Below are 21,264 nucleotides of genomic sequence, written 5' to 3'. Positions count from 1 at the left end.
GGTGTCGTGCATCTCCTTGCCGCGGGTGTCGGTGAAGCGCAGATCGACGAACTTCACGTCCTCATCCTTGATGAGCTTGAGTACGTCCTTACCGGTTGCAGCCATGGGGTTCCACCTCCGAATCGGCTAATCAATGTTCCCCAGCTGGGGCTCACGAAGGTGGTAGCAATCCCTGTGCCAGCTTCCGGGATTCCCGCCCAGACGGGGCCTTATGATGGTGCAGCCGAGCGGGATGGAGGCCCGGTTGCACCATCGTGATGCAACCGGGCACGAGTGCGCACTCTCATAGTGCGACCCGGGAGGGGCTCTCCCGGGGCCAGGCGCTATCGCAGTTCCTGTAGCTCGTCTCGCGTCTCACGCAGCATCTCGCCGAGCACGCCCAGCATACGGACATCGTGCTCGGCCAGGGCATCCGGACACTCGCGCTGAATCGCCACACGAATGCTGCTCTCGCGAATGCCCTTGCGCTGGTAACGCTCGTCGAGCGCTGTGATGGCTTCTTGCTGCTGCTCGAAGGGCATGTCGTCGGCGTTGCGGATGTAGTCGCAGTAATCGGCAGCCAGCGTGCCAGCGTCACCACCGCTGCACGCGGCCATCAGGGCGCCTGCAATCCCCAGGCACCCTGCTCCGACCCAACGCCGAAGCCGACGGGACATGGCAACCTCCTGTTACTGATCCACCGAACGCTTGAGCGGCGCCCCAGGCTTGAAGCGGACGTTCATGCCGGCGGGGATGTCGATCAACTCCCCCGTCTGCGGGTTGCGCCCTTGCCGCTCGGGGCGCGCGACCACGGCGAACTTGCCAAACCCGGGGATCGAGACATCCTCCCCGCTCGCCAGGCTCTCCTCGATGCCCGTAAAGACAGCATTGACCGCATCTGTGGCGACACGCTTGGAGACCCCGGTTTCGGCTGCGACCTTGTCAGCCAGATCGGCTTTGTTCATGCGCTACTCTCCGGTTTGTTACAGATTGGGAATTGGGCGTTCCGATTCTAGCCCAGGCCCGCCGGGGACGGGCAGCGGACCTAGGCGACCAGCTCGTCGATCCCCTGATTGGCCAGGGCATCGGCGCGTTCATTCTCGGCGTGACCGGCGTGGCCGCGCACCCAGCGCCACTCGACCCGATGGTAGGCCGCCAGCTCATCGAGCCGCTGCCACAGATCCTGGTTGAGCACGGGCTTGCGCGAGGCAGTTCGCCACCCCCGGCGCTTCCAGCCGTCCAGCCACTCGGTGATCCCACGGCGCACGTACTGCGAGTCGGTGGTCAGAACCACGCGGCAGGGCCGCTCTAGGGCCTCCAGGGCCCGGATCGCCGCGGTGAGCTCCATGCGGTTGTTGGTGGTCTCCGGCTCCCCGCCGTAGAGTTCACGCTCATGCTCGCCGTAGCGCAGCAGCACGCCCCACCCACCGGGGCCGGGATTGCCCCGACACGCGCCGTCCGTGAATGCCTCGACCACACCGCGCTGCTCGGTCACGCACTACCTCCTCGATTCAGGGCCTGCACGCGGACCCGTCCCGCCGGATGCGCTGCACCGACGCGAGCCCCTCGGCCCACGCGCTCGACCAGGGTATGCCCCCGTAGCGATCCCGGCTCCCGCCGCACCGCTACGGTCATCTGTACGCCGGCGGCAAAGCGCCCGAGCCGGCGGAGCCTATCCTCCCACGGATCCAGTCGCTTTTGCAGGCGTTCACCCTGCATGGGCAACCGAAAACAGAGCGAGTGACGCGCCAGCGTCTCGAACCCGCAACGCCGCAGGTGGACCCCCACGCTGGACGCCGGCCACTGCCGCCCGCACCACGGGGCCCGGGATGACCGGCACCAACCCCACAACCGACAAACGCCCCACAACCCCAACGGATTGAAGGTCAGCACGACCAACCGCCCCTCGGGGGCCAGCACTTGGTACGCCTCGGAAAGCACGGCCGCCGGCTCTTCACCGAACTCGAGGACGTGACTGAGGATCACGGCATCGACGCTGTGGCCGCGAAACGGCAGCTGCTGGGGGGTTGCCACTAGATCGCCCCCGGGCCCCACCCGCCACTGCCGGACGGTGGGGGCCAAAGGCAACGGATGTGCAACCGGACCGATGCAGACCGTATCGCCAATCCCCAAATGCGCCAGGGCGTCGGCCACGGCCCCGCGCTCGGCAGCACCGACCCGCTGCCCCAACGGTGTGCCGTACCAGGCGTGAAGGTTCTGCATGTGCCCCCCCGTGGCGCGCATTCTTTCAGGTCCAACCTTACCCGAGCACTGCACTGAACTCATCTGCTCGCCCCCTCCGGCGCCCCGGAGAAACGCTGCGGCCGCGGGGGGTTTGCCGCACGGGCTTGACACGGTAGGATGCTCGGCGATGATTAGCGCCGAACCCCTCGCGGCACTTGCCGATAATTACATCTGGATGGCCCGGGACCACGCGGGCGCCGCCGCGATCGCCGTGGATCCAGGCGACGCCGAGGTGGTCGCGGCTTGGCTGAACGACCACCGCCTTCGCCTTGCCGGCATCCTGGTCACCCACCACCACGGCGATCACACCGCCGGCGTGGCGGAGTTGGCCGAACGGCACCAAGTGCCCGTGTTCGGCCCCGCTGGTGAGGCGATCCCGGCTGTCAACCACCCGGTCTCCGGCGGGGATCACTTCGCCCTGGATGGTTTCGGTGACTTCCGGGTACTGGACTGCCCCGGGCACACGGCCGGGCACATCGCCTACCTCTGGGACGGTCACCTGTTCAGTGGCGACACCCTCTTCGCCGGGGGCTGCGGCCGAGTCTTCGAGGGCACGGCCGGGCAGATGCACGCCTCCCTGCAGCGCCTCGCCGGACTGCCGGCCGATACCCGGGTCTGCTGCGGGCACGAATACACCGTCAAAAACCTGGAATTCGCCCACCGGGCTGATCCGGACAACGAACGGCTGGCCCAGCGCCTGCAGGCGGCGCGGCATGCCCGCGCCGCGGGACAGCCTACGGTCCCGTCGACGCTGGCCGAGGAGCTGGCCACCAATCCGTTCCTGCGCGCGGATCGCCCGGAGCTGCGCCGTTCGGCTCAGGACTGGTGCGGCAAAGACCTGGAGCAGGCGGATCACGTCTTCGCCGCGCTGCGGCAGTGGAAAGACGCCAGCTGAGGCCCGGCCACCGCCGGTACCGAGCAATCAAGAACAACAACCCGGACCTTGGGGGCATGACCGTGGACGTGAAACGGACAGCTGCCGGAGCGTTGACCGCGCTTTCTGTCACCGCCTGCACCAGCTTTGACTCGCGCACCTTTGTCCATGATCTGCACGGTCCGGAAGCGGACGGCCGGGACATCCCGGCCTGGGTGCGGGACCTGGAGACCGAAACCCTGGAAGCCGGCCTGGGTCGCCCCTTCGAACTGACACCGGACTATGACTACCAGCCCGGCCACTACACCCGCACCGTACCCGACTACCCCCTGCAGGTCTGGGACAGGCTGCGCACCTCGTTCCGGATCGACCGCTACGAGAACGAACGGGTCGAGCGCGAACTGCAGCTCTTCGCGGGCCGCGATGCTTATTTCGAGGCGGTCGGCCGGCGGGCCGAGCCGTACCTTCACTACATCCTCGACGAGCTCGAGGAGCGCGATCTCCCCGCCGAACTGGTCGCGCTCGCCATCGTCGAAAGCGGGTTCCGCCCCTTCGCTTACTCCCACGGTCGGGCAGCCGGCATCTGGCAATTCATCCCGAGTACCGGACGTTTCTTCGGCCTGGAGATGAACTACTGGTACGACGGCCGACGGGATCTGGTTGCCTCCACGGACGCGGCCCTGGACTACCTGGAGCGGCTCAACGAGGCGTTCGATGGCGACTGGCTGCTGGCCATGGCCGCCTACAACGCCGGCCAAGGTAACGTGCGGGCCGCCATACAGCGAGCCCGCGCCGAGGGCAAGGACCCCAACTACTGGAACCTGCAGCTGCCTGCCGAGACGATGCGCTACGTCCCGCGCATACTGGCGATCCGGGATATCCTTCAGGATCCCGAGGCCCACGACGTGGCACTGCCAAACATCCCCAACAAGCCGCGCATCCGGGTGGTCGAGGCGGACCGCCAGATCGACCTGGCGCTGGCCGCCGAACTCGCCGATATCTCCATCGACCGGCTCTACATCCTCAACCCCGGTCTCAACCGCTGGGCCACGGCCCCGGAAGGGCCGCATCGCCTGGTACTCCCCAAGGAGAACGCGGACCGGTTCGAGCGGGAACTCGCCGCCATGGACCCGGAGGACTTTGTCGAGTGGCGCCGCCACCGCATCGAATCCGGCGAGACACTGACCCACGTCGCCAACCAGTACAACGTCACCGTCGAGCTGCTACGGGATATCAACGGGCTGCGCGGCGATACCGTGCGCGCCGGCGACCACCTCTACGTCCCCGTCTCCAGCCGCCCGCCCAGCGAGTACTCGCTGAGCGCTGCCAATCGCCTGGAGGCGCTGCAGAATCGGGAGCGCCAGGGCGAACGGCGCGAGCATACGGTGCAGGCGGGCGAGACGCTGTGGGACATCGCCCGCACTTACAATGTCGGGGTCAAGGAGCTGGCACGCTGGAATGGGATGGCGCCCGGGGACACCCTGCGGCCGAGCCAGGAGCTGGTCGTCTGGGTCGAGGGAGACGTCATGCAGGCCGCCGGCGGTCCCGGCGACAGCAGCACCCAGTCGGTCACCTACACGGTCCGCCAGGGGGACTCGCTGGCCCGGATTGCGCAGCGCTTCAACGTTAACGTCGGGGATATCAAGCGCTGGAACGGGATTTCGGAAGGCTCTTATCTACATCCCGGGGACCAGCTGAAGCTGGAAGTCGACGTTACGCAGCAAAGCAGCAGCCTTTAGCAGCACAGTGGGACCAGGTGTTGGCCCAAGGCCAGGCGCTGGGGCCTTGAGGCTCCGGGCACCGCGGCGCAGCCGTCGTTAGCGCTGCGCCCCCTCCTCCTCGCGCTCCGGGAGGGTGATGTTCAGCTCCAGAACCTCGTGCGGCCCGTCGCGCTCGACATCCACCCGCACCGCGTCCGGGTCGACCGTCACGTAGCGGCGAACCACCTCCAGCAGCTCCTGACGCAGCATAGGCAGGTAATCCGGTCCGCCACGCTCGGCCCGCTCATGGGAGACGATGATCTGCAGCCGCTCCTTGGCGACGCTGGCGCTGCCGCGCCGGCTTCGCCGCCGCTCACGAAAGTAGTCGGCGATCCCCATAGCCTTCATTAACCTCCAAACATCCGGCCAAACAGCCCGCGGCGCTCCGCCTGCAGGAACCGGTGGGGCCGATCCTCGCCCAGGTAGCGAGCGATGGCGTCGTCGTAGGCCTGCCCGGCGTCCTCGCCCTCTTCCAGCACCACCGGAATCCCGGCGTTCGATGCATTGAGCACGGACTGCGACTCCGGGATCACGCCGAGCAGATTGATGGCGAGGATCTCCTGGACATCCTCGACACTGAGCATGTCCCCCTTCTTGACCCGTTGCGCATCGTAACGGGTCAACAGCAGATGCTCCCGCACCGGATCGTCGCCCTGCTCCGCCCGCCGCGTCCGGCTGGCAAGCAACCCGAGGACGCGGTCGGAGTCGCGCACCGAGGAAACCTCGGGGTTGGTCACCACGATGGCGTCATCGGCGTGATACGAGGCCAGATGCGCCCCACGCTCGATACCCGCCGGCGAATCGCAGATGATGTAATCGAACTCCGCCCGCAACTCATCGAGCACGCGCTCGACCCCATCCGGGGTCAGCGCGTCCTTGTCCCGGGTCTGAGACGCCGGCAGGATCGACAGGTTCGACAGCCGCTTGTCCTTGATCAGGGCCTGATTCAGCCGCGCATCCCCGTTGATCACGTTAACGAAATCGAACACCACCCGGCGCTCGCAGCCCATCACCAGATCCAGGTTGCGCAGGCCGACATCGAAATCGACCACCGCGGTCCGATGGCCGGCCCTGGCGAGCCCGGCCGCCAGCGAGGCAGCCGTGGTCGTCTTGCCGACCCCGCCCTTGCCCGATGTTATGACGACAATCCTCGACACGCGTGCTCCCCCGTCGTGATTACTATTTTCCGAAGGCCTCAATCCGCAGGCCTGAGTGCTCATCCAGGTGGACGCGAGCCGGGCGGCCGATCAGATCGGTGGCGATCCGCTCATTGACCTGGTATTCGCCGGCCACGGAGACCAGCTCCGCTTCCAGTCCCTGACAAAAGATACTCGCCCCGGCGTTGCCTTGCACCCCGGCGAGTGCGCGGCCTCGCAGCGCACCATAGATGTGGATGTCGCCGTCGGCCAGGACCTCGGCCCCCGGTCCCACCGGACCGAGCACCACTAGACTGCCTCCGCGCGCATAGATCTGCTGCCCGGAGCGCACCGGCGTCTCGATCACCCGTGTGGGCGCGGGCGCGGTAGCCGACGGGGCAGGTGTGGCCTCGCGCCGCGCAGGCCGTCCAACCGCCTGCCCGCCGGTGTCCCGCTCCTCCTCGGCGGGCAACACCCCCAGCCCGGCGGACTCGAGCCGCGCCGGATCCACACCGTTACCACGCACCGCCACGGGGGCAGCGCCCAGAGCCCGCATCTCGCGGGTCAGACGCTGCAGATCCAGCGCCCCGCCGTCAACCCCATCGAGATCGAGAAGCATAGGCGCCCCGCGCAGCAGGCGGGGCGCCTCCTCGAGCTTTGCGGTCAACTGCCCGATCAGGGCATCGACATCGGTGGTCAGGACCCGGACCACCGTTAGCGTCGCCATGCGTCCCTTGAGTTCGAAGGCCTCCGACGACGATGCATCCGGGGGTCTTGATGCCATGGTCACCCTCTTCAGCCGGCCAGCAGGTTGTTGACACGCCGGACATAGGCCGCCGGATCCTCAAGCTGCCCGCCTTCGGCGAGCAGGGACTGCTCGTAGAGGGTCAGGGCCCAGTCCTCGAAGCGCTGCCCCGATTCTGCCCCCAGCCGCTCGATCACCGAGTGATCCGGGTTGATCTCCAGCGCCGGCTTGCCGGTGGGCAGCTGGTGGCCGGCAGCCTGCAGCAGACGCTGCATGCCCATGCCAAAGTCATACTCGCCGACCACCAGGCAGGTCGGCGAGTCCGTCAGCCGGTGGCTGACCCGAACCTCGCTGACCCGCTCCCCCAGGGACGCCTGCAGACGCTGGCACAGCTCTTGGCAGGCCTGCTCCTTCTCCTCGCGAGCCTCCTTGTCGCCCTCCTCACCAAGGGCCTCCAAGTCCAGCTCACCCTTGGCCACCGAGGCCAGCTGCTTACCATCGTACTCATGCAGGTGGGCCACCAGCCACTCGTCCACCGGATCTGGCAAGAGCAAGACCTCGATACCGTGGCGCCGGAAGATCTCCAGGTGGGGGCTATTGCGCGCGGCGTTGAAGCTCTCCGCCGTCACGTAGTAGATCTTCTCCTGGCCCTCCTTCATCCGGGCGACATAGTCGTCCAGGCTCACGTCGGGGGTCTCTTTCTCCTCGTGCGTCGAGGAGAAGCGCAGCAGCCGGGCGATGCGCTCCCGATTACCGGGATCTTCGGCAACGCCCTCCTTGAAGACCCGGCCGAAGGCCTGCCAGAACGCGGCGTAATCTTCCGGCTCGTTCTTGGCCATGCGCTCGAGACGGTCGAGGATACGCTTGACCGAGGCCGAGCGCAGCGAGCTGATCATCGGGTTGTGCTGGAGCATCTCGCGGGAGATGTTCAGCGGCAGGTCATCGGAATCGATGACGCCCCGCACGAAGCGCAGGTAGCGCGGCAGCAGGTGCTCGGTGTCCTCGGTGATGAACACCCGCCGGACGTAGAGCTTGACCCCGTGCGCGGGCTTCTGCTCGTAGAGGTCGAACGGCGGCCGCTTGGGAATGTAGAGCAGCGAGACGTAGGACTGCCGCCCCTCGACGTGGTTGTGGATCCAGGTCAGGGGATCGTCGAAGTCGTGGGCAACGTGCTTGTAGAGTTCGCGGTAGTCCTCGTCCGAGACCTCGCTCTTCGGCCGCATCCAAAGCGCCGAGGCCCGGTTGACGATTTCCCGGCCTGGCTCCTCCGCCCCTTCGCCGGAGTCGTCGTCCGAGGCCGTGCTCGGCACGGGCATCTCGATCGGCACCGAGATATGATCGGAGTACTTGCGGATGATCTGCCGCAGGCGCATGCCGTCACAGAATTCCTGTTGCGCCTCGGGCAGATGCAGCACCACGGCCGTCCCCCGTTCGGAGCGCTCGATGGTGTCTACCGTGTAGGAGCCCTGGCCGTCGGATACCCAGCGCACGCCCTCGCCCGCGGGCGCGCCGGCCTTGCGGGTGTAGACCTCGACCCGGTCGGCGACCACGAAGGCCGAGTAGAACCCGACCCCGAACTGCCCGATCAGCTGCGCGTCCTTGTGCTGATCACCGGTGAGCTGCTCGAGAAAACGGCGGGTTCCCGAATGGGCGATGGTCCCGAGGTTCTCGATCACGTCGTCCCGGCTCATGCCGATGCCGTTGTCCGCCACCGTGATGGTGCGTGCCTCGGAATCGAAGTCGACACGGATCTTGAGCTCAGGGTCGCCTTCGTAGAGGGCCTCTTGCTGGAGTGCCTCGAAGCGGAGCTTGTCGATGGCATCCGAAGCGTTGGAGATGAGCTCGCGGAGGAAGACCTCCCGATTCGAGTACACCGAGTGGATCATCAGGCTCAGCAGCTGCTGAACCTCGGCCTGGAATTCGAGGGTCTCGCTCTGCGTACCTGCGCTCATGGGTGGGGTCCCCTCCTCCTCTCGTTGAACACGTGGATCCGCGCGCCGGAGCACGGCGTCGACGGCCTGCGTCGTCCGGATGTGGGACCTTCTGCGCGGCTTTTCAAGGGGACGGACCACGAGGCGCCGACGCCCGTTGCTCGCGCTCCAGCAACCACGCCTTGAACTGCGTCAAATGGCCCTGTCGGGCACCGGCGTAACCACCGCTGCCCCGAAGCCCCACCACCCGGTGGCAGGGGACAAGCAGAGGGAGCGGGTTGGCCCGGCACCCGGCACCGACGGCACGCGGAGAGGTCCCGAGCCGCCGTGCTAGCGCCCCGTAGGAAACCGTCTGCCCCGGCTGCAGCTCGAGCAGGGCGTCACGCAGGCACGCCTGAAACGGGGTAGCGGTCGGCGCCCGCGGGAGCCGCGCCGGACCGGCAGGGTGCTGCTCCCACGACTCTAGGCAGCGCACCACGCGAAGGGCCTGCGGATCAGCGGTCTCGTCCGGTGCCGGCGCGAGAGCATTCACCGAGACCGCCACACGGGCCACGCGCCCCTGCGCGTCCAGGAACACCCCCAGCCAGAGGCCACCGAGCCGTGCCACCCCGTGCGGAGCGGGACCACTGCTCACGGCCCTCGGCCCGGCTCGCTCAGAAGAGGTCCGGAGACTCGCCGTCCTCGAGCTTGGTGCGCGGGCGCAGGGCCACATCCCGGCTCGGGATGTAATCGCCGGTCACCATCTCCTTGTAGCTGCTGCCCGGCCCAACCATCGGGAACACGCCAGCATCGGGATCGATCATCACCTCGAGGAAGGCCGGCCCGGGGAACTCGACAAAGGCTCGCAGGGCCTCCTCAAGCTCCGCCTTATCGGCGACCCGGCGGGCGAATTCATAGCCGTCGGCCTCCGCCGCCTTGATGAAGTCCTTGCGGTGCAGCGACTTGTCCGACCCGGAAAAACGATCGCCGAAGTAGAGCTTCTGCCACTGCCGGACCATACCGTCGCCGACGTTGTTCAGCGACAGGATCTTGACCGGCAGGTCGTAGGTCGTGGCCGTCTCCAGCTCGCCAAGGTTCATGCGCAGCGAGCCATCGCCATCGACATCGATGACCATCCGGTCCGGACGCCCGAGATAGGCGCCAATGGCCGCCGGCAGGCCAAAGCCCATGGTGCCCAGGCCGCCAGAGGTCAGCCACTGGCGCGGACCGCGGAAGTCGCAGTACTGCGCAGCCCACATCTGGTGCTGGCCGACGCCGGTGGCGATGATCGCCTCCCCCGCCGTCAGCTCGTTGAGTTTCTCGAGGACGTAGTGGGGCTGGATCAGCGCGCTGTCGCGATCGTAGTTCATCGGATGGCGCTCGCGCAGACCGCGGACGTGCTCGAGCCAGGCGTCGAAGCGAGGCTCGAACCCCATGGATTCCCCATAGCGCAGCAGCTGGCGCAGGCTACGCCCGGCCTCGCCGACGTGCGCCCAGTCAACCCCCTTGACCTTGCCGATCTCGGCGGCATCGATATCGATGTGGGCGATCTGCTCGGCGAGCGGCGCGAACTCCTCCACCTTGCCGGCCACACGGTCATCGAAGCGCGCGCCGACCGCGATGAGGAAATCGCAGTCCTCGACAGCGTAATTGGCGTAGGCCGTCCCGTGCATGCCGAGCATGCCCAGATAGAGATCGTCGGTGGTATCCATCGCGCCCAGCCCCATCAGGGTGCTGACCACCGGGATCCCGAACGTTTGTGCGAAGTCGCGCAGCTCCTGATGGGCCTCACCGTTGACCACGCCGCCGCCGACGTAGAGCAGCGGCCGCCGGGAGTGCTCGAGCATCTCCATGAAGGCGCGGCACTTGCGGTCCGAGAGCTTGGCCGAGCGCAGGGACTCCATGCGCTGACGATAACCGCGCACCTCCAGAACCCCTTCGCCCCGGAACTCGCCGATCCAGTTCTGCATATTCTTGGGCACATCGACTACGACCGGACCGGGACGTCCGGAGCGGGCCACCTCGAAGGCGGTGCGCACCGTGGCCTCGAGCTGCTCCGGGTCGGTGACCAGGAAGACGTGCTTGGCACAACTGCCCATGATGTTGACGATGGGCGCCTCCTGGAAGGCGTCGGTCCCCATGGCGTGGGTCGGCACCTGGCCGGTGATCGCCACGACCGGCACCGAGTCGGCCATGCAGTCGCGAATCGGGGTCACCGTGTTCGTCGCCCCAGGGCCCGAGGTCACCAGGAAGCAGCCCACCTTACCGGTGGCGCGCGCATAGCCGGCCGCCATGAACCCCGCACCCTGCTCGTTGGCGGGGACGATCAGCCGAATGGGGTCCTCTTCTTCGCCGGCCTGTTGCTCCTTCCGGCGGCGCTCGTTGTACTTGAAGATGGCGTCGTAAGTGGGAAGGATCGCGCCGCCGCTGTAGCCGAAGAGCGTATCCACCCCCTCCTGCGCCAGGACCTCTACAATGATTTCACCGCCGCTCATGGTCTTGCCGGCAAGCGGATGGCGGGTTGCGTCGGTCTCTGCCTGGGGGTTGACGATTGCGGTATCCATTTTCCTCACGGCTCTTCGGCCTCTCGATTGCTCCACGAACACTGCAAGCGGGCGCGCCGGGCGACGCGACCGCCGCGGGGTACGTACACCGGTGGACCGGATATCCTACGCCGCCACCTGCCTGTTCAGCAAGGATACTCTGCCCCGGAAACGCCGCCCGGCACCGCGAACGAGGCGATCACTCCGGGGCGGCTTCCTCATCGAGCTGCAGTGCCACCGAGTTAATGCAATAACGCAGCTGGGTCGGTGGCGGACCATCGGCGAAGACGTGCCCCAGGTGAGCGTCACAGGTCGCGCACAGGACTTCTTCTCGGACCATGCCGAGGGAACGGTCTTCCCGGATCACGATCTGGTCATCGTCGACCGGTGCCCAGAAGCTGGGCCACCCGGTACCGGACTCGAACTTGGTGCGCGAGGAGAACAGCGCTGAGTTACAGCACACGCACCGATACACCCCGGACCGATCACAGTGGTAATAGGCCCCGCTGAACGGTGTCTCGGTGCTGCCCCGCCTGGTCACCGCAAACTGCTCCGGCGTCAGCAGTTCCCGCCACTCCGCCTCGCTCTTGTCGATCTTGGCCACACGTCACCCCTTCGATCTACCGCCGTGCCCGGACCCGGACGGGCTACACCGTCCCATCCACTTCCCTTCAACATAACGGGGGATGGCGCCGCCGACCACCCAGGTGCCATCCACCGGCCACGGCGCTATATTGAGAGGATGACATCCGCACGGGAGCATGTACCCCATGGCAGCCAGAGCGGTCCATGAACTACCCAACGAAGTCGAGGTCGTCGAGCACCAGTGGATCACCATGCGCGACGGCACCCGTCTTTCGGCGCGCATCTGGAAGCCCGCCGGAGCGGAGCGGAACCCGGTCCCGGCGGTGCTCGAATTCATTCCCTACCGCAAGCGCGATATCAAGCGCATGCGCGACACGCAGATCCACCACTACTTCGCGGCCCACGGCCACGCCGGGGTGCGGGTCGACCTGCGTGGCAGCGGGGACTCCGAAGGGGTCCTGACCGACGAGTACCTGCTGCAGGAGCAGGAGGATGCCGAGGACATCCTGCGCTGGCTCGCCGAGCAGCCCTGGTGTACCGGGGACGTGGGGATGATGGGCATCTCCTGGGGGGGCTTCAACGCCCTTCAGGTGGCCGCCCGCAGGCCGCCGCAGCTCAAGGCCGTGATCGCCGTCGCAGCCACGGATGATCGCTACGCCGACGACGTCCACTACAAGGGCGGCTGCCTGCTCAACGACAACCTGTCGTGGGCATCGGTGATGTTCGCCTTCAACTCCATGCCACCCGACCCGAAGATTGTCGGCGACCGCTGGCGGGAGATGTGGATGCAACGCTTGGAAGACAGCGGACTGTGGGTCAAGCGGTGGATGAGTCACCCGCAGCGCGACGACTACTGGCGCCACGGCTCGGTCTGCGAGGATTACAGCGCCATCCAGATCCCGGTGATGATCGTCTCCGGCTGGGCGGACGGCTACCCGAATCCGGTCTTCCGCCTGGTCGAAAACCTGCAGGCTCCTTGCAAGGGCCTGGTCGGCCCCTGGAGCCATATCTATCCCCATATGGGGCTGCCAGGCCCCCAGATCGGCTTCCTTCAGGAGGCACTGCGCTGGTGGGATCAGTGGCTCCGTGGCGAGGAGCGGGGCCTTCTGGAGGAGCCGCGCCTGCGGGTCTGGATGCAGGACAGCGTGCGCCCGCGCACCCAGTACGCCAGCCGCCCTGGCCGCTGGGTGGCCGAGCCGGGCTGGCCGTCGCCGAACATCGACTGGACCCGGCTGCAACTGTCACCGCGGCACATGCAGTGGCCCGGTGAACCTCCGCCGGAGACCGACGCGGGCAAACCGGTGGCCATCCAGTCGCCACTCTCCCTGGGGCTGTTCGGCGGCAAGTGGTGCTCCTACAACAACGGCCCCGACCTGCCCTACGACCAGCGCGAGGAGGACGGTGGCGCCCTGATCTTCGACACGCAGCCCCTGGAGGAGGCGGTGGAGATCCTCGGCGCCCCCGTCGTGGAGCTGGATCTTGAATCCAGCAGGCCAGTGGCGCAGATCGCCGTGCGCCTCTCCGACGAGGCCCCGGACGGCAAGGCGACCCGCGTCACCTACGGCGTGTTAAACCTCTGCCACCGCAACGGCCACGACCAGCCCGCCTACCTGGAGCCGGGCAGCCGTGAACGCATCCGGGTCCCCCTGGACCACATCGCCCAGTCATTCCCCCGGGGCCACCGCATCCGACTCGCTGTATCCACTTCCTACTGGCCCCTGGCCTGGCCGCCACCGCAGCCGGTGCGTCTGACCCTCTATCCGGAGGGCTGTCACCTTGATCTACCGGTGCGCCCGCCCCGGGAGGAGGACCGGGGGCTGCCCGCGTTCGATGAGGCCGAGGCGGCGCCACCCCCGGCATCGACGGCCCTGGAGCACGGCCACGGCAATTGGATCGTTTCGCGCGACCTGGCACGGGATGAGTCGACCCTACACGTGATCGAGGACGATGGCCGCGCTTACCTGGAGGACGTGGACCTAGAGGTCGAACGCTCCGCGGACGAGTGGTATCGGGCACGCGGCGACGACTTCACCTCCCTGAGCGGCGAGGTCATCCACCGCCGACGGCTACGCCGCGGTGACTGGTCGATCTACACCGAGACCCGCACCCTGCTCACCTGCGACGAGGGCCACTTCCGAATCCACGCCACCCTAGATGCCTACGAGAACGGGCTGCGCGTCTTCGCCAAGACCTGGGATGAGCGGGTGCCGCGCGCTTTCCTCTGAACCGCGGCACGCGGCGATTCAGACCTGCTCGGTCGCCGCCCCGACCAGCGCCGGCAGGATCTCGCCGGCGCTGCCGCGCAGGCTCCAGTCCGCCACCGGGGTCAGCGGTGTGGGCTCCCGGTTGACCTCCAGGACCGGGATATCCCGCTCCAGCGCTTCGAGCGGCAGGGAAGCAGCCGGCTGGACCAGTGAGGAGGTGCCAACGGAGAGGACCAGGTCGGCCTCCCGGACCGCAGTCACCGCAGCCTCGACGGCACCGGACGGCAGGGCCTCGCCGAACCAGACCACATCCGGACGCAGCAAATCGCCACTGTACGGACACCGCGGCAACTCCGGGGCATCTGAAGCGCCGGCTACCGCACCCTCGAAGACACGGTCGCGGTGGATATTGCCGTGCAGCTCGATGATGTCGTGGCTCCCGGCGCGCTGGTGTAGGCCATCAACGTTCTGGGTGATTACGCGCAGGCCGCCAAGTTGCCGCTCCCAGTCGGCCAAGGCGCGGTGCCCGGCATTGGGCTCGGCCTGTTCGGCCAGGCGCCGGCGCTGCGCGTACCAGGCCCAGACCCGGCGGGGGTTGCGCCGGAAGGCTTCCGGTGTAGCCAGCTCCTCGGGGTCGAAACGCTCCCAGAAGCCGCTCTGCGCATCCCGGAACGTCGGCACACCACTCTCGGCCGAGATCCCGGCGCCGGTCAGCGCCACCACCCGGGCGGCCCGATGAAGCACCCGCCTGAGCCCCTCTTCGATGTGCGTCACTTGCAATCTCCTCGCCACCAGTCAGGGAAACGCGCGGAAGCGTTTTAGTCTGCGATGAGCCCGCGGATTCGGCAAGGGCTCACGGTGTCCACCACGGCCGGGGCCGGATCCCCTACAATGACGCGCTCACCCCGGAATGGTAGATGCTATGAGCGAGATCATCCTGATCAACGTGTCCGGCGAGGATCAGCCGGGACTGACCTCTTCCCTGATGGGCATCCTGGCCGAGTACGATGTCGACATCCTCGACATCGGGCAGGCGATGATCCACGACACCCTGTCGCTCGGCATTCTCATCGAGGTACCGGAGCAGAAGGACGTCTCCCCGGTGCTCAAGGACGTGCTGTTCCACCTCCACGATGCGGGGATGCAGGTGCGTTTCACCCCGGTGGCACAGGAGCAGTACGAGCACTGGGTGCGTGGCGCCGGCAAGCCGCGGCACATCATCACCCTGCTCGGCCGAAGCGTGAGCGCCGCACAGATTGCCCGCATCTCCAGCGTCGTCACCGCCCAGGGGTTGAATATCGAGGACATCGTGCGACTCTCTGGCCGTCGCCCGCTACATCTGGAGGGTCGACGCTCAAGAGCCTGTGTGGAGCTGACGGTGCGGGGCCAGCCCGTCGACACCGACGCCATGAAGCGCGACTTCATGGAGATCTCCCAGCAGCTCGGGATCGACATCAGCTTCCAGGAAGACAATCTGTACCGGCGCAACCGTCGCATGGTCGCCTTCGACATGGACTCCACGCTCATTCAGCAGGAGGTCATCGACGAAATGGCCAAGGCGGCCGGCGTCGGCGAGGAGTGCGCGCGAGTCACCGAGCAGGCCATGCGCGGCGAGATCGACTTCCGCGAGAGCCTGCGCCAGCGCGTCCGGCTCCTGGAGGGACTGCCCGAAGAGACCCTGGAAGAGGTCGCCCGGAGCCTGACGCTAACCGAGGGCGCCGAGCGGCTGATGCGCACGCTGAAGGCCTTCGGCTACGTCACCGCGATTATCTCCGGTGGCTTCACCTACTTCGGGCGCCATCTGCAGAAACACCTGGGCATCGACTACGTCTACGCCAACGACCTGGAGATTGTCGACGGTCGACTGACCGGGCGGGTCCAGGGCGAGATCGTCGATGGCCCGCGCAAGGCCGAGCTGCTGCGCCACATCGCGGAGCAGGAGGGCCTGGCCCTGGAACAGGTAATCGCCGTCGGGGACGGCGCCAACGACCTGCCCATGCTGCGCCTGGCCGGGCTCGGTATCGCCTTCCACGCCAAGCCGGTGGTCCAGGAGAGCGCGCGGCAATCGATCTCCACCCTGGGCCTGGACGGGACCCTGTATTTGATGGGCATCAAGGACACCGACACCCCGGCCTGACGCGGCCGGGATAAGGGCGCCTTCCGCCAGGGGCTTGCCCGGGGCTATAGTGGCGTCGGTCCCGCTAGCCCGATCGCCGACGACAGCCCCATGGCCCGACGCGCCCGCCAACTGCTGGCCGCCCTGTTCATCGGCCTGGGCGGCGCCCCCGCCCTCCTGAGCGCCGGCTCACCGGGGGGCGTGGTCGTGCCGCTGGTCTTCTACACCCCGGAGACCGGGGGGGCCGGCGGAGCAACGGCGGTGCTCTTCCGGCCACGCCAGCTGGCTACCGGTGCGGAGGGCACCGACACCCTCAGCCTGGTAGGCTTCTATACTGCAAAAAGCCAGTACCTGGCCGCCCTCAGTGGCCGCGCCTACCTGGCTGATGGGCGCTGGCTGATCGCCAACAGCACCACACTCAGCGAGTTTCCCCGGGATTACTATGGGCAGGGCCCCCTGGCTCGGCAGGACGATGAGGAGTCGTACACCGCACTGCGCCGCAGCAACAGCCTCCGCCTGCAACGCTGGGTTGGCGGCCCCTGGTACGCGGGCGTGCGCTGGGATGCCGCTCGCTACGACCTGGAGGACGTCGATGCGGGCGGCAAGGTGGATCGGTACTACCAGGAGCGTGAACTGCCGCGCGAGAACCGGCTCCACGGCGTCGGTGCCACCGTCTCCCAGGACACTCGCAGCGGCCCGTTCTTCCCCACCTCCGGCAGTCGCACGGAGCTGGCGGCGGTGGCCTTCCCCGAGTCACTGGGGGCCGATGAGGCGTTCGGTGTGATCGAGCTCGACCATCGCCACTACTTCGGCATCGGCGAGCGACACGCCGTCGCGCTGCAATTCGTCGGCGAGTACGCCGGTGACCACGCACCGCTGCCGCTCCAACCCCGACTGGGCGGCAGCACCCTGCGCGGGTTCTACGAGGGGCGCTACATCGACAACGTGCTGCTTGCCGGACAGGCCGAGTGGCGCTTTCCCATCGCCGGGCGGTGGCAGGGCGCTGCCTTCGCCGGCGCCGGCAACGTCTTCCCGCGCCTTTCGGAGGCCTCCTCAGAACACCTGAAGTACGGGGTTGGCGGCGGCCTGCGTTACGTCCTCGTGCCCGACGCCGGCATCCACCTGCGTCTCGATTTCGCCCGCGGGTACGCCCGCGGCGACGCGGAAGATGGCGACGGCCTGGCCGTCTACTTCAACCTGGGCGAGGCGTTCTGACCCGCCGCGGCGAATGGGCGCGGCCGACTGTCACGCCCGCTTGACGCCGGGGATCGGGGCTCCTTACTGTACCGTCATGTCTGGGGCAGCTCATCCTGATACAGCGCTCACGCGCCCGCGCCTGGCGACGGTGTTCGAGATCATGCATCCGATCACCTGGTTCGCGCCGATGTGGGCATTCGCCTGTGGTGTCATTTCCGTGGGCGCTTCCCCGGAGGGGATCCACTGGCTGATGATCGCCGCCGGTGTGCTGCTCGCCGGTCCGCTGGTCTGCGGCACCAGCCAGATCGTCAACGATTGGTACGACCGCCACGTGGACGCCATCAACGAGCCCGACCGCCCCATTCCCTCGGGCCGCATGCCCGGGCGTTGGGGGCTCTACATCGGGATCGGCACCACTTTGCTCGCCCTGGCCGTCGCCGCTGCCCTCGGGCCGGTGGTCCTCCTGGCCGCCTGTATCGGCCTCTTTCTGGCCTGGGCCTACAGCGCCCCTCCCATACGCCTGAAGCGCAACGGCTGGATCAGCAACGCCGCTGTGGGCCTTTCCTACGAAGGGCTGCCTTGGGTCACCGGTGCGGCCATCATGGCCACCGGGCTTCCGGACTGGCGGATCCTGCTCGTCGCCCTGCTCTACAGCATCGGCGCCCACGGCATCATGACCCTCAACGACTTCAAGGCCATTGAGGGCGACCGGCAGACCGGGCTCAAGACGGTGCCCGTTCATCTCGGCGCGCAGAATGCGGCGCGCCTGGCCTGTGTCGTCATGGCGCTGCCGCAGGCGGTGGTGATCGGCCTGCTCCTCGCCTGGGAGCAGCCCTGGCACGCCCTGATCGTCAGCGCCCTGTTGGCCGCTCAGCTTCTGCTGATGATCCGGCTGCTACGCGATCCAAAAGCTTACGCCCCCTGGTATAACGCCACGGGCACGACCCTCTACGTGCTCGGCATGCTGGCCACGGCCTTCGCCTTGGGCGGCATGCTCGGAGGCAGCGCATGAGCGCACCCAACATCGGCTGGCTGGGGATCCTCCGGCTCGGCCTCGTCCAGACGGCCCTGGGCGCTGTGGTGGTGCTGACCACCACTACCCTCAATCGCGTCATGATCGTCGAGCTGGCCCTGCCGGCGATGCTGCCCGGCATGCTGGTCGGCTTCCACTACGCCGTTCAGATCCTACGCCCGCGCCTGGGCTACGGATCGGATGTGGGCGGGCGACGAACCCCTTGGATCCTTGGCGGCATCCTGGTGCTTGCCGCCGGCGGGGTCACCGCCTCCTTCGCGACGGCGCTCATGGAGACCAACACTGCCGGCGGTGTTGCCCTCGCCACGGTCGCCTTCCTCATGATCGGGGCCGGTGTCAGCAGTGCCGGTACCGCGCTGCTCGCCCTGCTGGCGACGCGGGTGTCACCGGAGCGACGTGCACCTGCAGCGATGGTCACCTGGGTGATGATGATCGCCGGGTTCGCGGTAACGGCAGGCACCGCCGGGCACTTCCTTGATCCGTTCTCCATGGAGCGCCTGGTAGGGGTCACCAGCGTCGTCTGCGCCCTGGCGGTCGTCCTGGCCTTCGTCGCCGTCTGGGGCGTCGAGGGCGAAGGGCGCGAGAGCGTCGGCGCCCATGCGCAGAGCACCCCAACGACCCCCTTCTTTCAGGCGCTGGGCCAGATCTGGGATGAACCGAAGGCGCGGCGGTTCACCATCTTCGTGTTTTTCTCGATGCTCGCCTACAACTCCCAGGATCTTATCCTGGAGCCGTTCGCCGGCCTGGTCTTCGGCCTGACCCCCGGGCAGTCCACCCAGCTGGGCGGGTTTCAGAATGGCGGCGTCCTGGCTGGGATGCTGCTCGCGGCCCTCGCCGGTCGCGGCAAACTCGGCAGCCTGCGCACCTGGACCATCGGCGGCTGCATCGCCTCGAGCATCGCTCTGGGCAACCTGATCGTCGTCGCTGGCGTCCAAGAGCTTTGGTGGGAGAGTGTTTCCGAGAGCGGCCTCTGGCGTGTCGGCCTGCCGGTGTTCGCGCTCGGCGCGGCCAACGGCGCCTTCGCCGTAGCCGCCATCGGCTCCATGATGCGCCTCGCCAGCGAGGGCCAGGAGCGCCGGGAGGGGGTCCGCGTCGGCCTCTGGGGCGCTGCCCAGGCCATCGCCTTCGGCCTCGGCGGCTTCCTCGGAACCGTTGGCGTCGACGCAATCCGCTACCTGGCCGGTGACGAGACGGCCGGATACTCCATGGTCTTCGGGCTCGCCGCCCTGCTCTTCCTGGTCTCGGCCTGGCTGGCTGCGCGGGTGGACCGAGCCGGCGAGACCGACCAGAAATACGGCACCGCCACAGCAGGGAGCTGATGCCCATGAGCAACTCGCAGAATGTCGAGCGCTTCGATGTCGCTGTCGTCGGTGGTGGCCCTGCGGGTGCCACTGCAGCCCGATACCTCGCGCAACAAGGTCACGCCGTACTACTACTCGACCGCCCGGGCCGCATCAAGCCGTGCGGCGGCGCGATCCCTCCGCGCTGCGTCCAGGATTTCGAGATCCCCGACGAAATGATCTGCGCAACCGTGGGCTCCGCCCGCATGGTCTCGCCCTCCGACCGCCACGTGGACATGCCGATCCAGGACGGCTACGTGGCCATGGTCGATCGCGAGGTCTTCGACGAATGGCTGCGCAACCGTGCCGCCGAGGCCGGCGCCGAGCGACGCGAGGCCACCTTCAAGCACCTTGAGGAGGGCGACGGCGGCGTCTACCTCCGCTACACCGATGGTCGGGGTGGCCCGGAGGCCGAGCCCCGGCAAGTCTGGGCGCGGTTCGTTATCGGCGCTGATGGCGCCAACTCCGCCGTGGGCCGGCAGGCCATCCAGGGGGCGACCGAGATCCCCCAGGTCGCCGCCTACCATGAGATCATCGAAGCCCCGGCTGCCGACGACGACGACCGCTTCGATCCACGCCGGGCCGACGTCTACTACCGCGGCTCGATCTCTCCCGACTTTTACGGCTGGATCTTTCCCCATGGCGACACGGTCAGTGTCGGCGCCGGCAGCGCGGTCAAGGGTTTCTCCCTGCGCTCGGCCGTGGAGCGCTTGCGCCAGGACGCCGGACTGGAACAGGCGACAACCCTGCGCCGGGAGGGGGCACCGATCCCGATGCACCCGCTCAAGCGCTGGGACAACGGGCGCAATGTGGTCCTAGCCGGCGACGCCGCCGGGACCGTGGCTCCCGCCTCCGGCGAGGGGATCTACTACGCCATGGTTGGGGGACAAAATGCCGCCCAGGCCGTGAAGCAGGCCTTGGACACCGGCGACGGCGCGGCCCTCGCACAGGCGGAGAAGGCCTTCACCAGGGACCACGGCCAGGTCTTCCGGGTACTCGGCGTGATGCAGCGTTTCTGGTACACCAACAACAACCGCCGGGAGCGGTTCGTGCGGATCTGTGCCGACCCGGACGTGCAGGCACTGACCTGGGATGCGTACATGAACAAGCGCCTGGTTCGAGCACGTCCGCTCGCACATATGCGCATCTTCTTCAAGAACATCGCGCACCTGACCGGGCTGGCACCGGTCCGCTGACCGCGCAAGGGGTGCGGCGGCCGAACCCGGCCGCTCGTGCCCCTACTCGCTCCGCTCCTACCTCCGCCCCCGGACCCGACCCTCTACCGTGGCTCGCCGCAGTTCTGACTCAGCCAATACGCCGTACGCGACGGACACTTCGCCCACTTATCCTTGCACCGACTTCTAGTTGTCGGGCCAATGCTTTGCCTTCGGCTTCCTTCAGGTTCCACCTCACGATGGACACCCTTGCCGTTCGGCTAACCTTCCTCTTGCCGGGCCGGTAGAAGACTCGCACCTCCAAGTCATCCGGCAACCACCACAGTTCCCCGAATAGAGCCAGCCAAGGCGCTGGCGCACCACAAAAAGAAAAACGGCGCCTTAAGGCGCCGTTTTCTTCAGGACGGGCCCGGAGGCCGAGGC

21 protein-coding genes are annotated in these 21,264 nt (G+C 67.5%); 8 read left to right on the top strand and 13 right to left on the bottom strand.

Going from position 1 to position 21,264, the window contains the following annotated elements:
• The 5 genes from LRF89_RS07670 to LRF89_RS07650 form a co-directional block, all read right to left on the bottom strand.
• Positions 1-105, bottom strand: a 105-nt coding sequence (locus LRF89_RS07670; protein ID WP_238636857.1) for a glutamine synthetase, incomplete at its 3' end; no start/stop codon positions are given.
• A gap of 218 nt (positions 106-323) precedes the next feature.
• The gene (locus tag LRF89_RS07665; RefSeq protein WP_201170903.1) at positions 324-656 is read right to left on the bottom strand and encodes a hypothetical protein; all 333 of its coding nucleotides are present in this window, start codon (positions 654-656) and stop codon (positions 324-326) included.
• Between the two features lie 12 nt (positions 657-668).
• Positions 669-944 (bottom strand): HU family DNA-binding protein, encoded by a 276-nt coding sequence (locus LRF89_RS07660; protein WP_201170905.1) that lies wholly within the window; start codon positions 942-944, stop codon positions 669-671.
• A gap of 80 nt (positions 945-1,024) precedes the next feature.
• The gene (gene rnhA / locus LRF89_RS07655) at positions 1,025-1,474 is read right to left on the bottom strand and encodes a ribonuclease HI (RefSeq protein ID WP_201242212.1); all 450 of its coding nucleotides are present in this window, start codon (positions 1,472-1,474) and stop codon (positions 1,025-1,027) included.
• Positions 1,471-2,202, bottom strand: coding sequence for a class I SAM-dependent methyltransferase (locus LRF89_RS07650; RefSeq protein ID WP_201242211.1), 732 nt, complete (start codon positions 2,200-2,202; stop codon positions 1,471-1,473). The genes rnhA and LRF89_RS07650 overlap by 4 nt, the downstream gene beginning before the upstream one ends.
• A 148-nt stretch (positions 2,203-2,350) precedes the next feature.
• Here LRF89_RS07650 and gloB point away from each other — a divergent pair, with 148 nt between their 5' ends.
• Together gloB and LRF89_RS07640 are read left to right on the top strand one after the other, a co-directional pair.
• A complete protein-coding gene (gene gloB / locus LRF89_RS07645; protein ID WP_201170915.1) occupies positions 2,351-3,118 on the top strand; it encodes a hydroxyacylglutathione hydrolase in 768 nt (255 codons plus the stop codon).
• A gap of 92 nt (positions 3,119-3,210) precedes the next feature.
• Complete coding sequence (locus LRF89_RS07640) at positions 3,211-4,836, top strand: lytic transglycosylase (protein WP_238632468.1); 1,626 nt, start codon at positions 3,211-3,213, stop codon at positions 4,834-4,836.
• 78 nt (positions 4,837-4,914) lie between these two features.
• On the opposite strand, the gene minE is transcribed toward LRF89_RS07640, so the two are convergent.
• The 7 genes from minE to msrB all read right to left on the bottom strand — a co-directional run bounded on the left by minE (position 4,915) and on the right by msrB (position 11,795).
• Positions 4,915-5,196 (bottom strand): cell division topological specificity factor MinE, encoded by a 282-nt coding sequence (gene minE / locus LRF89_RS07635; RefSeq protein ID WP_011814375.1) that lies wholly within the window; start codon positions 5,194-5,196, stop codon positions 4,915-4,917.
• Between the two features lie 8 nt (positions 5,197-5,204).
• Positions 5,205-6,014: a septum site-determining protein MinD gene (minD, locus tag LRF89_RS07630; protein WP_201170918.1), complete on the bottom strand. Its 810-nt coding sequence runs from the start codon at positions 6,012-6,014 to the stop codon at positions 5,205-5,207.
• Between the two features lie 22 nt (positions 6,015-6,036).
• Positions 6,037-6,777 (bottom strand): septum site-determining protein MinC, encoded by a 741-nt coding sequence (minC, locus tag LRF89_RS07625; protein WP_201170921.1) that lies wholly within the window; start codon positions 6,775-6,777, stop codon positions 6,037-6,039.
• Positions 6,778-6,788: 11 nt separating this feature from the next.
• Entirely contained in the window at positions 6,789-8,690 is a 1,902-nt protein-coding gene (gene htpG / locus LRF89_RS07620) for a molecular chaperone HtpG (RefSeq protein ID WP_238634388.1), read from the bottom strand.
• 103 nt (positions 8,691-8,793) lie between these two features.
• Positions 8,794-9,303: a methylated-DNA--[protein]-cysteine S-methyltransferase gene (locus LRF89_RS13495; protein ID WP_338018514.1), complete on the bottom strand. Its 510-nt coding sequence runs from the start codon at positions 9,301-9,303 to the stop codon at positions 8,794-8,796.
• 19 nt (positions 9,304-9,322) lie between these two features.
• Complete coding sequence (gene ilvB, locus LRF89_RS07610) at positions 9,323-11,212, bottom strand: biosynthetic-type acetolactate synthase large subunit (protein ID WP_201170929.1); 1,890 nt, start codon at positions 11,210-11,212, stop codon at positions 9,323-9,325.
• A gap of 178 nt (positions 11,213-11,390) precedes the next feature.
• Positions 11,391-11,795: a peptide-methionine (R)-S-oxide reductase MsrB gene (gene msrB / locus LRF89_RS07605; protein WP_201170932.1), complete on the bottom strand. Its 405-nt coding sequence runs from the start codon at positions 11,793-11,795 to the stop codon at positions 11,391-11,393.
• A 166-nt stretch (positions 11,796-11,961) separates the two neighbouring features.
• Between msrB and LRF89_RS07600 the strand changes: the two genes are divergently transcribed.
• Complete coding sequence (locus LRF89_RS07600; protein ID WP_238636854.1) at positions 11,962-14,001, top strand: CocE/NonD family hydrolase; 2,040 nt, start codon at positions 11,962-11,964, stop codon at positions 13,999-14,001.
• A gap of 18 nt (positions 14,002-14,019) precedes the next feature.
• Here LRF89_RS07600 and LRF89_RS07595 read toward each other — a convergent pair whose 3' ends face one another.
• Positions 14,020-14,754 carry an SIR2 family NAD-dependent protein deacylase gene (locus LRF89_RS07595; protein WP_338018467.1) on the bottom strand — a complete coding sequence of 245 codons (735 nt, stop codon included), beginning with the start codon at positions 14,752-14,754 and terminating at the stop codon, positions 14,020-14,022.
• A 148-nt stretch (positions 14,755-14,902) separates the two neighbouring features.
• On the opposite strand from LRF89_RS07595, the gene serB reads away from it, so the two are divergent.
• The 5 genes from serB to LRF89_RS07570 all read left to right on the top strand — a co-directional run bounded on the left by serB (position 14,903) and on the right by LRF89_RS07570 (position 20,862).
• Positions 14,903-16,117 (top strand): phosphoserine phosphatase SerB, encoded by a 1,215-nt coding sequence (gene serB, locus LRF89_RS07590; RefSeq protein ID WP_201170935.1) that lies wholly within the window; start codon positions 14,903-14,905, stop codon positions 16,115-16,117.
• A gap of 90 nt (positions 16,118-16,207) precedes the next feature.
• Complete coding sequence (locus LRF89_RS07585) at positions 16,208-17,311, top strand: BamA/TamA family outer membrane protein (RefSeq protein WP_238634393.1); 1,104 nt, start codon at positions 16,208-16,210, stop codon at positions 17,309-17,311.
• A gap of 76 nt (positions 17,312-17,387) precedes the next feature.
• Entirely contained in the window at positions 17,388-18,305 is a 918-nt protein-coding gene (gene chlG / locus LRF89_RS07580) for a chlorophyll synthase ChlG (RefSeq protein WP_201170941.1), read from the top strand.
• Positions 18,302-19,645 carry a BCD family MFS transporter gene (locus LRF89_RS07575; protein ID WP_201170942.1) on the top strand — a complete coding sequence of 448 codons (1,344 nt, stop codon included), beginning with the start codon at positions 18,302-18,304 and terminating at the stop codon, positions 19,643-19,645. Before chlG ends, LRF89_RS07575 begins: the two co-directional genes overlap by 4 nt.
• Positions 19,645-20,862, top strand: a complete 1,218-nt coding sequence (locus LRF89_RS07570; protein WP_238636853.1) for a geranylgeranyl diphosphate reductase — start codon at positions 19,645-19,647, stop codon at positions 20,860-20,862. The genes LRF89_RS07575 and LRF89_RS07570 overlap by 1 nt, the downstream gene beginning before the upstream one ends.
• Positions 20,863-21,264: the final 402 nt, after the last annotated feature.

The sequence above is a fragment of the Halorhodospira sp. 9621 genome, from assembly GCF_022228055.1.
GTDB lineage: Bacteria > Pseudomonadota > Gammaproteobacteria > Nitrococcales > Halorhodospiraceae > Halorhodospira > Halorhodospira halophila_A.
Note: the sequence above shows the minus strand (reverse complement) of the source record. Positions and strands in the feature narration are given on the sequence as shown.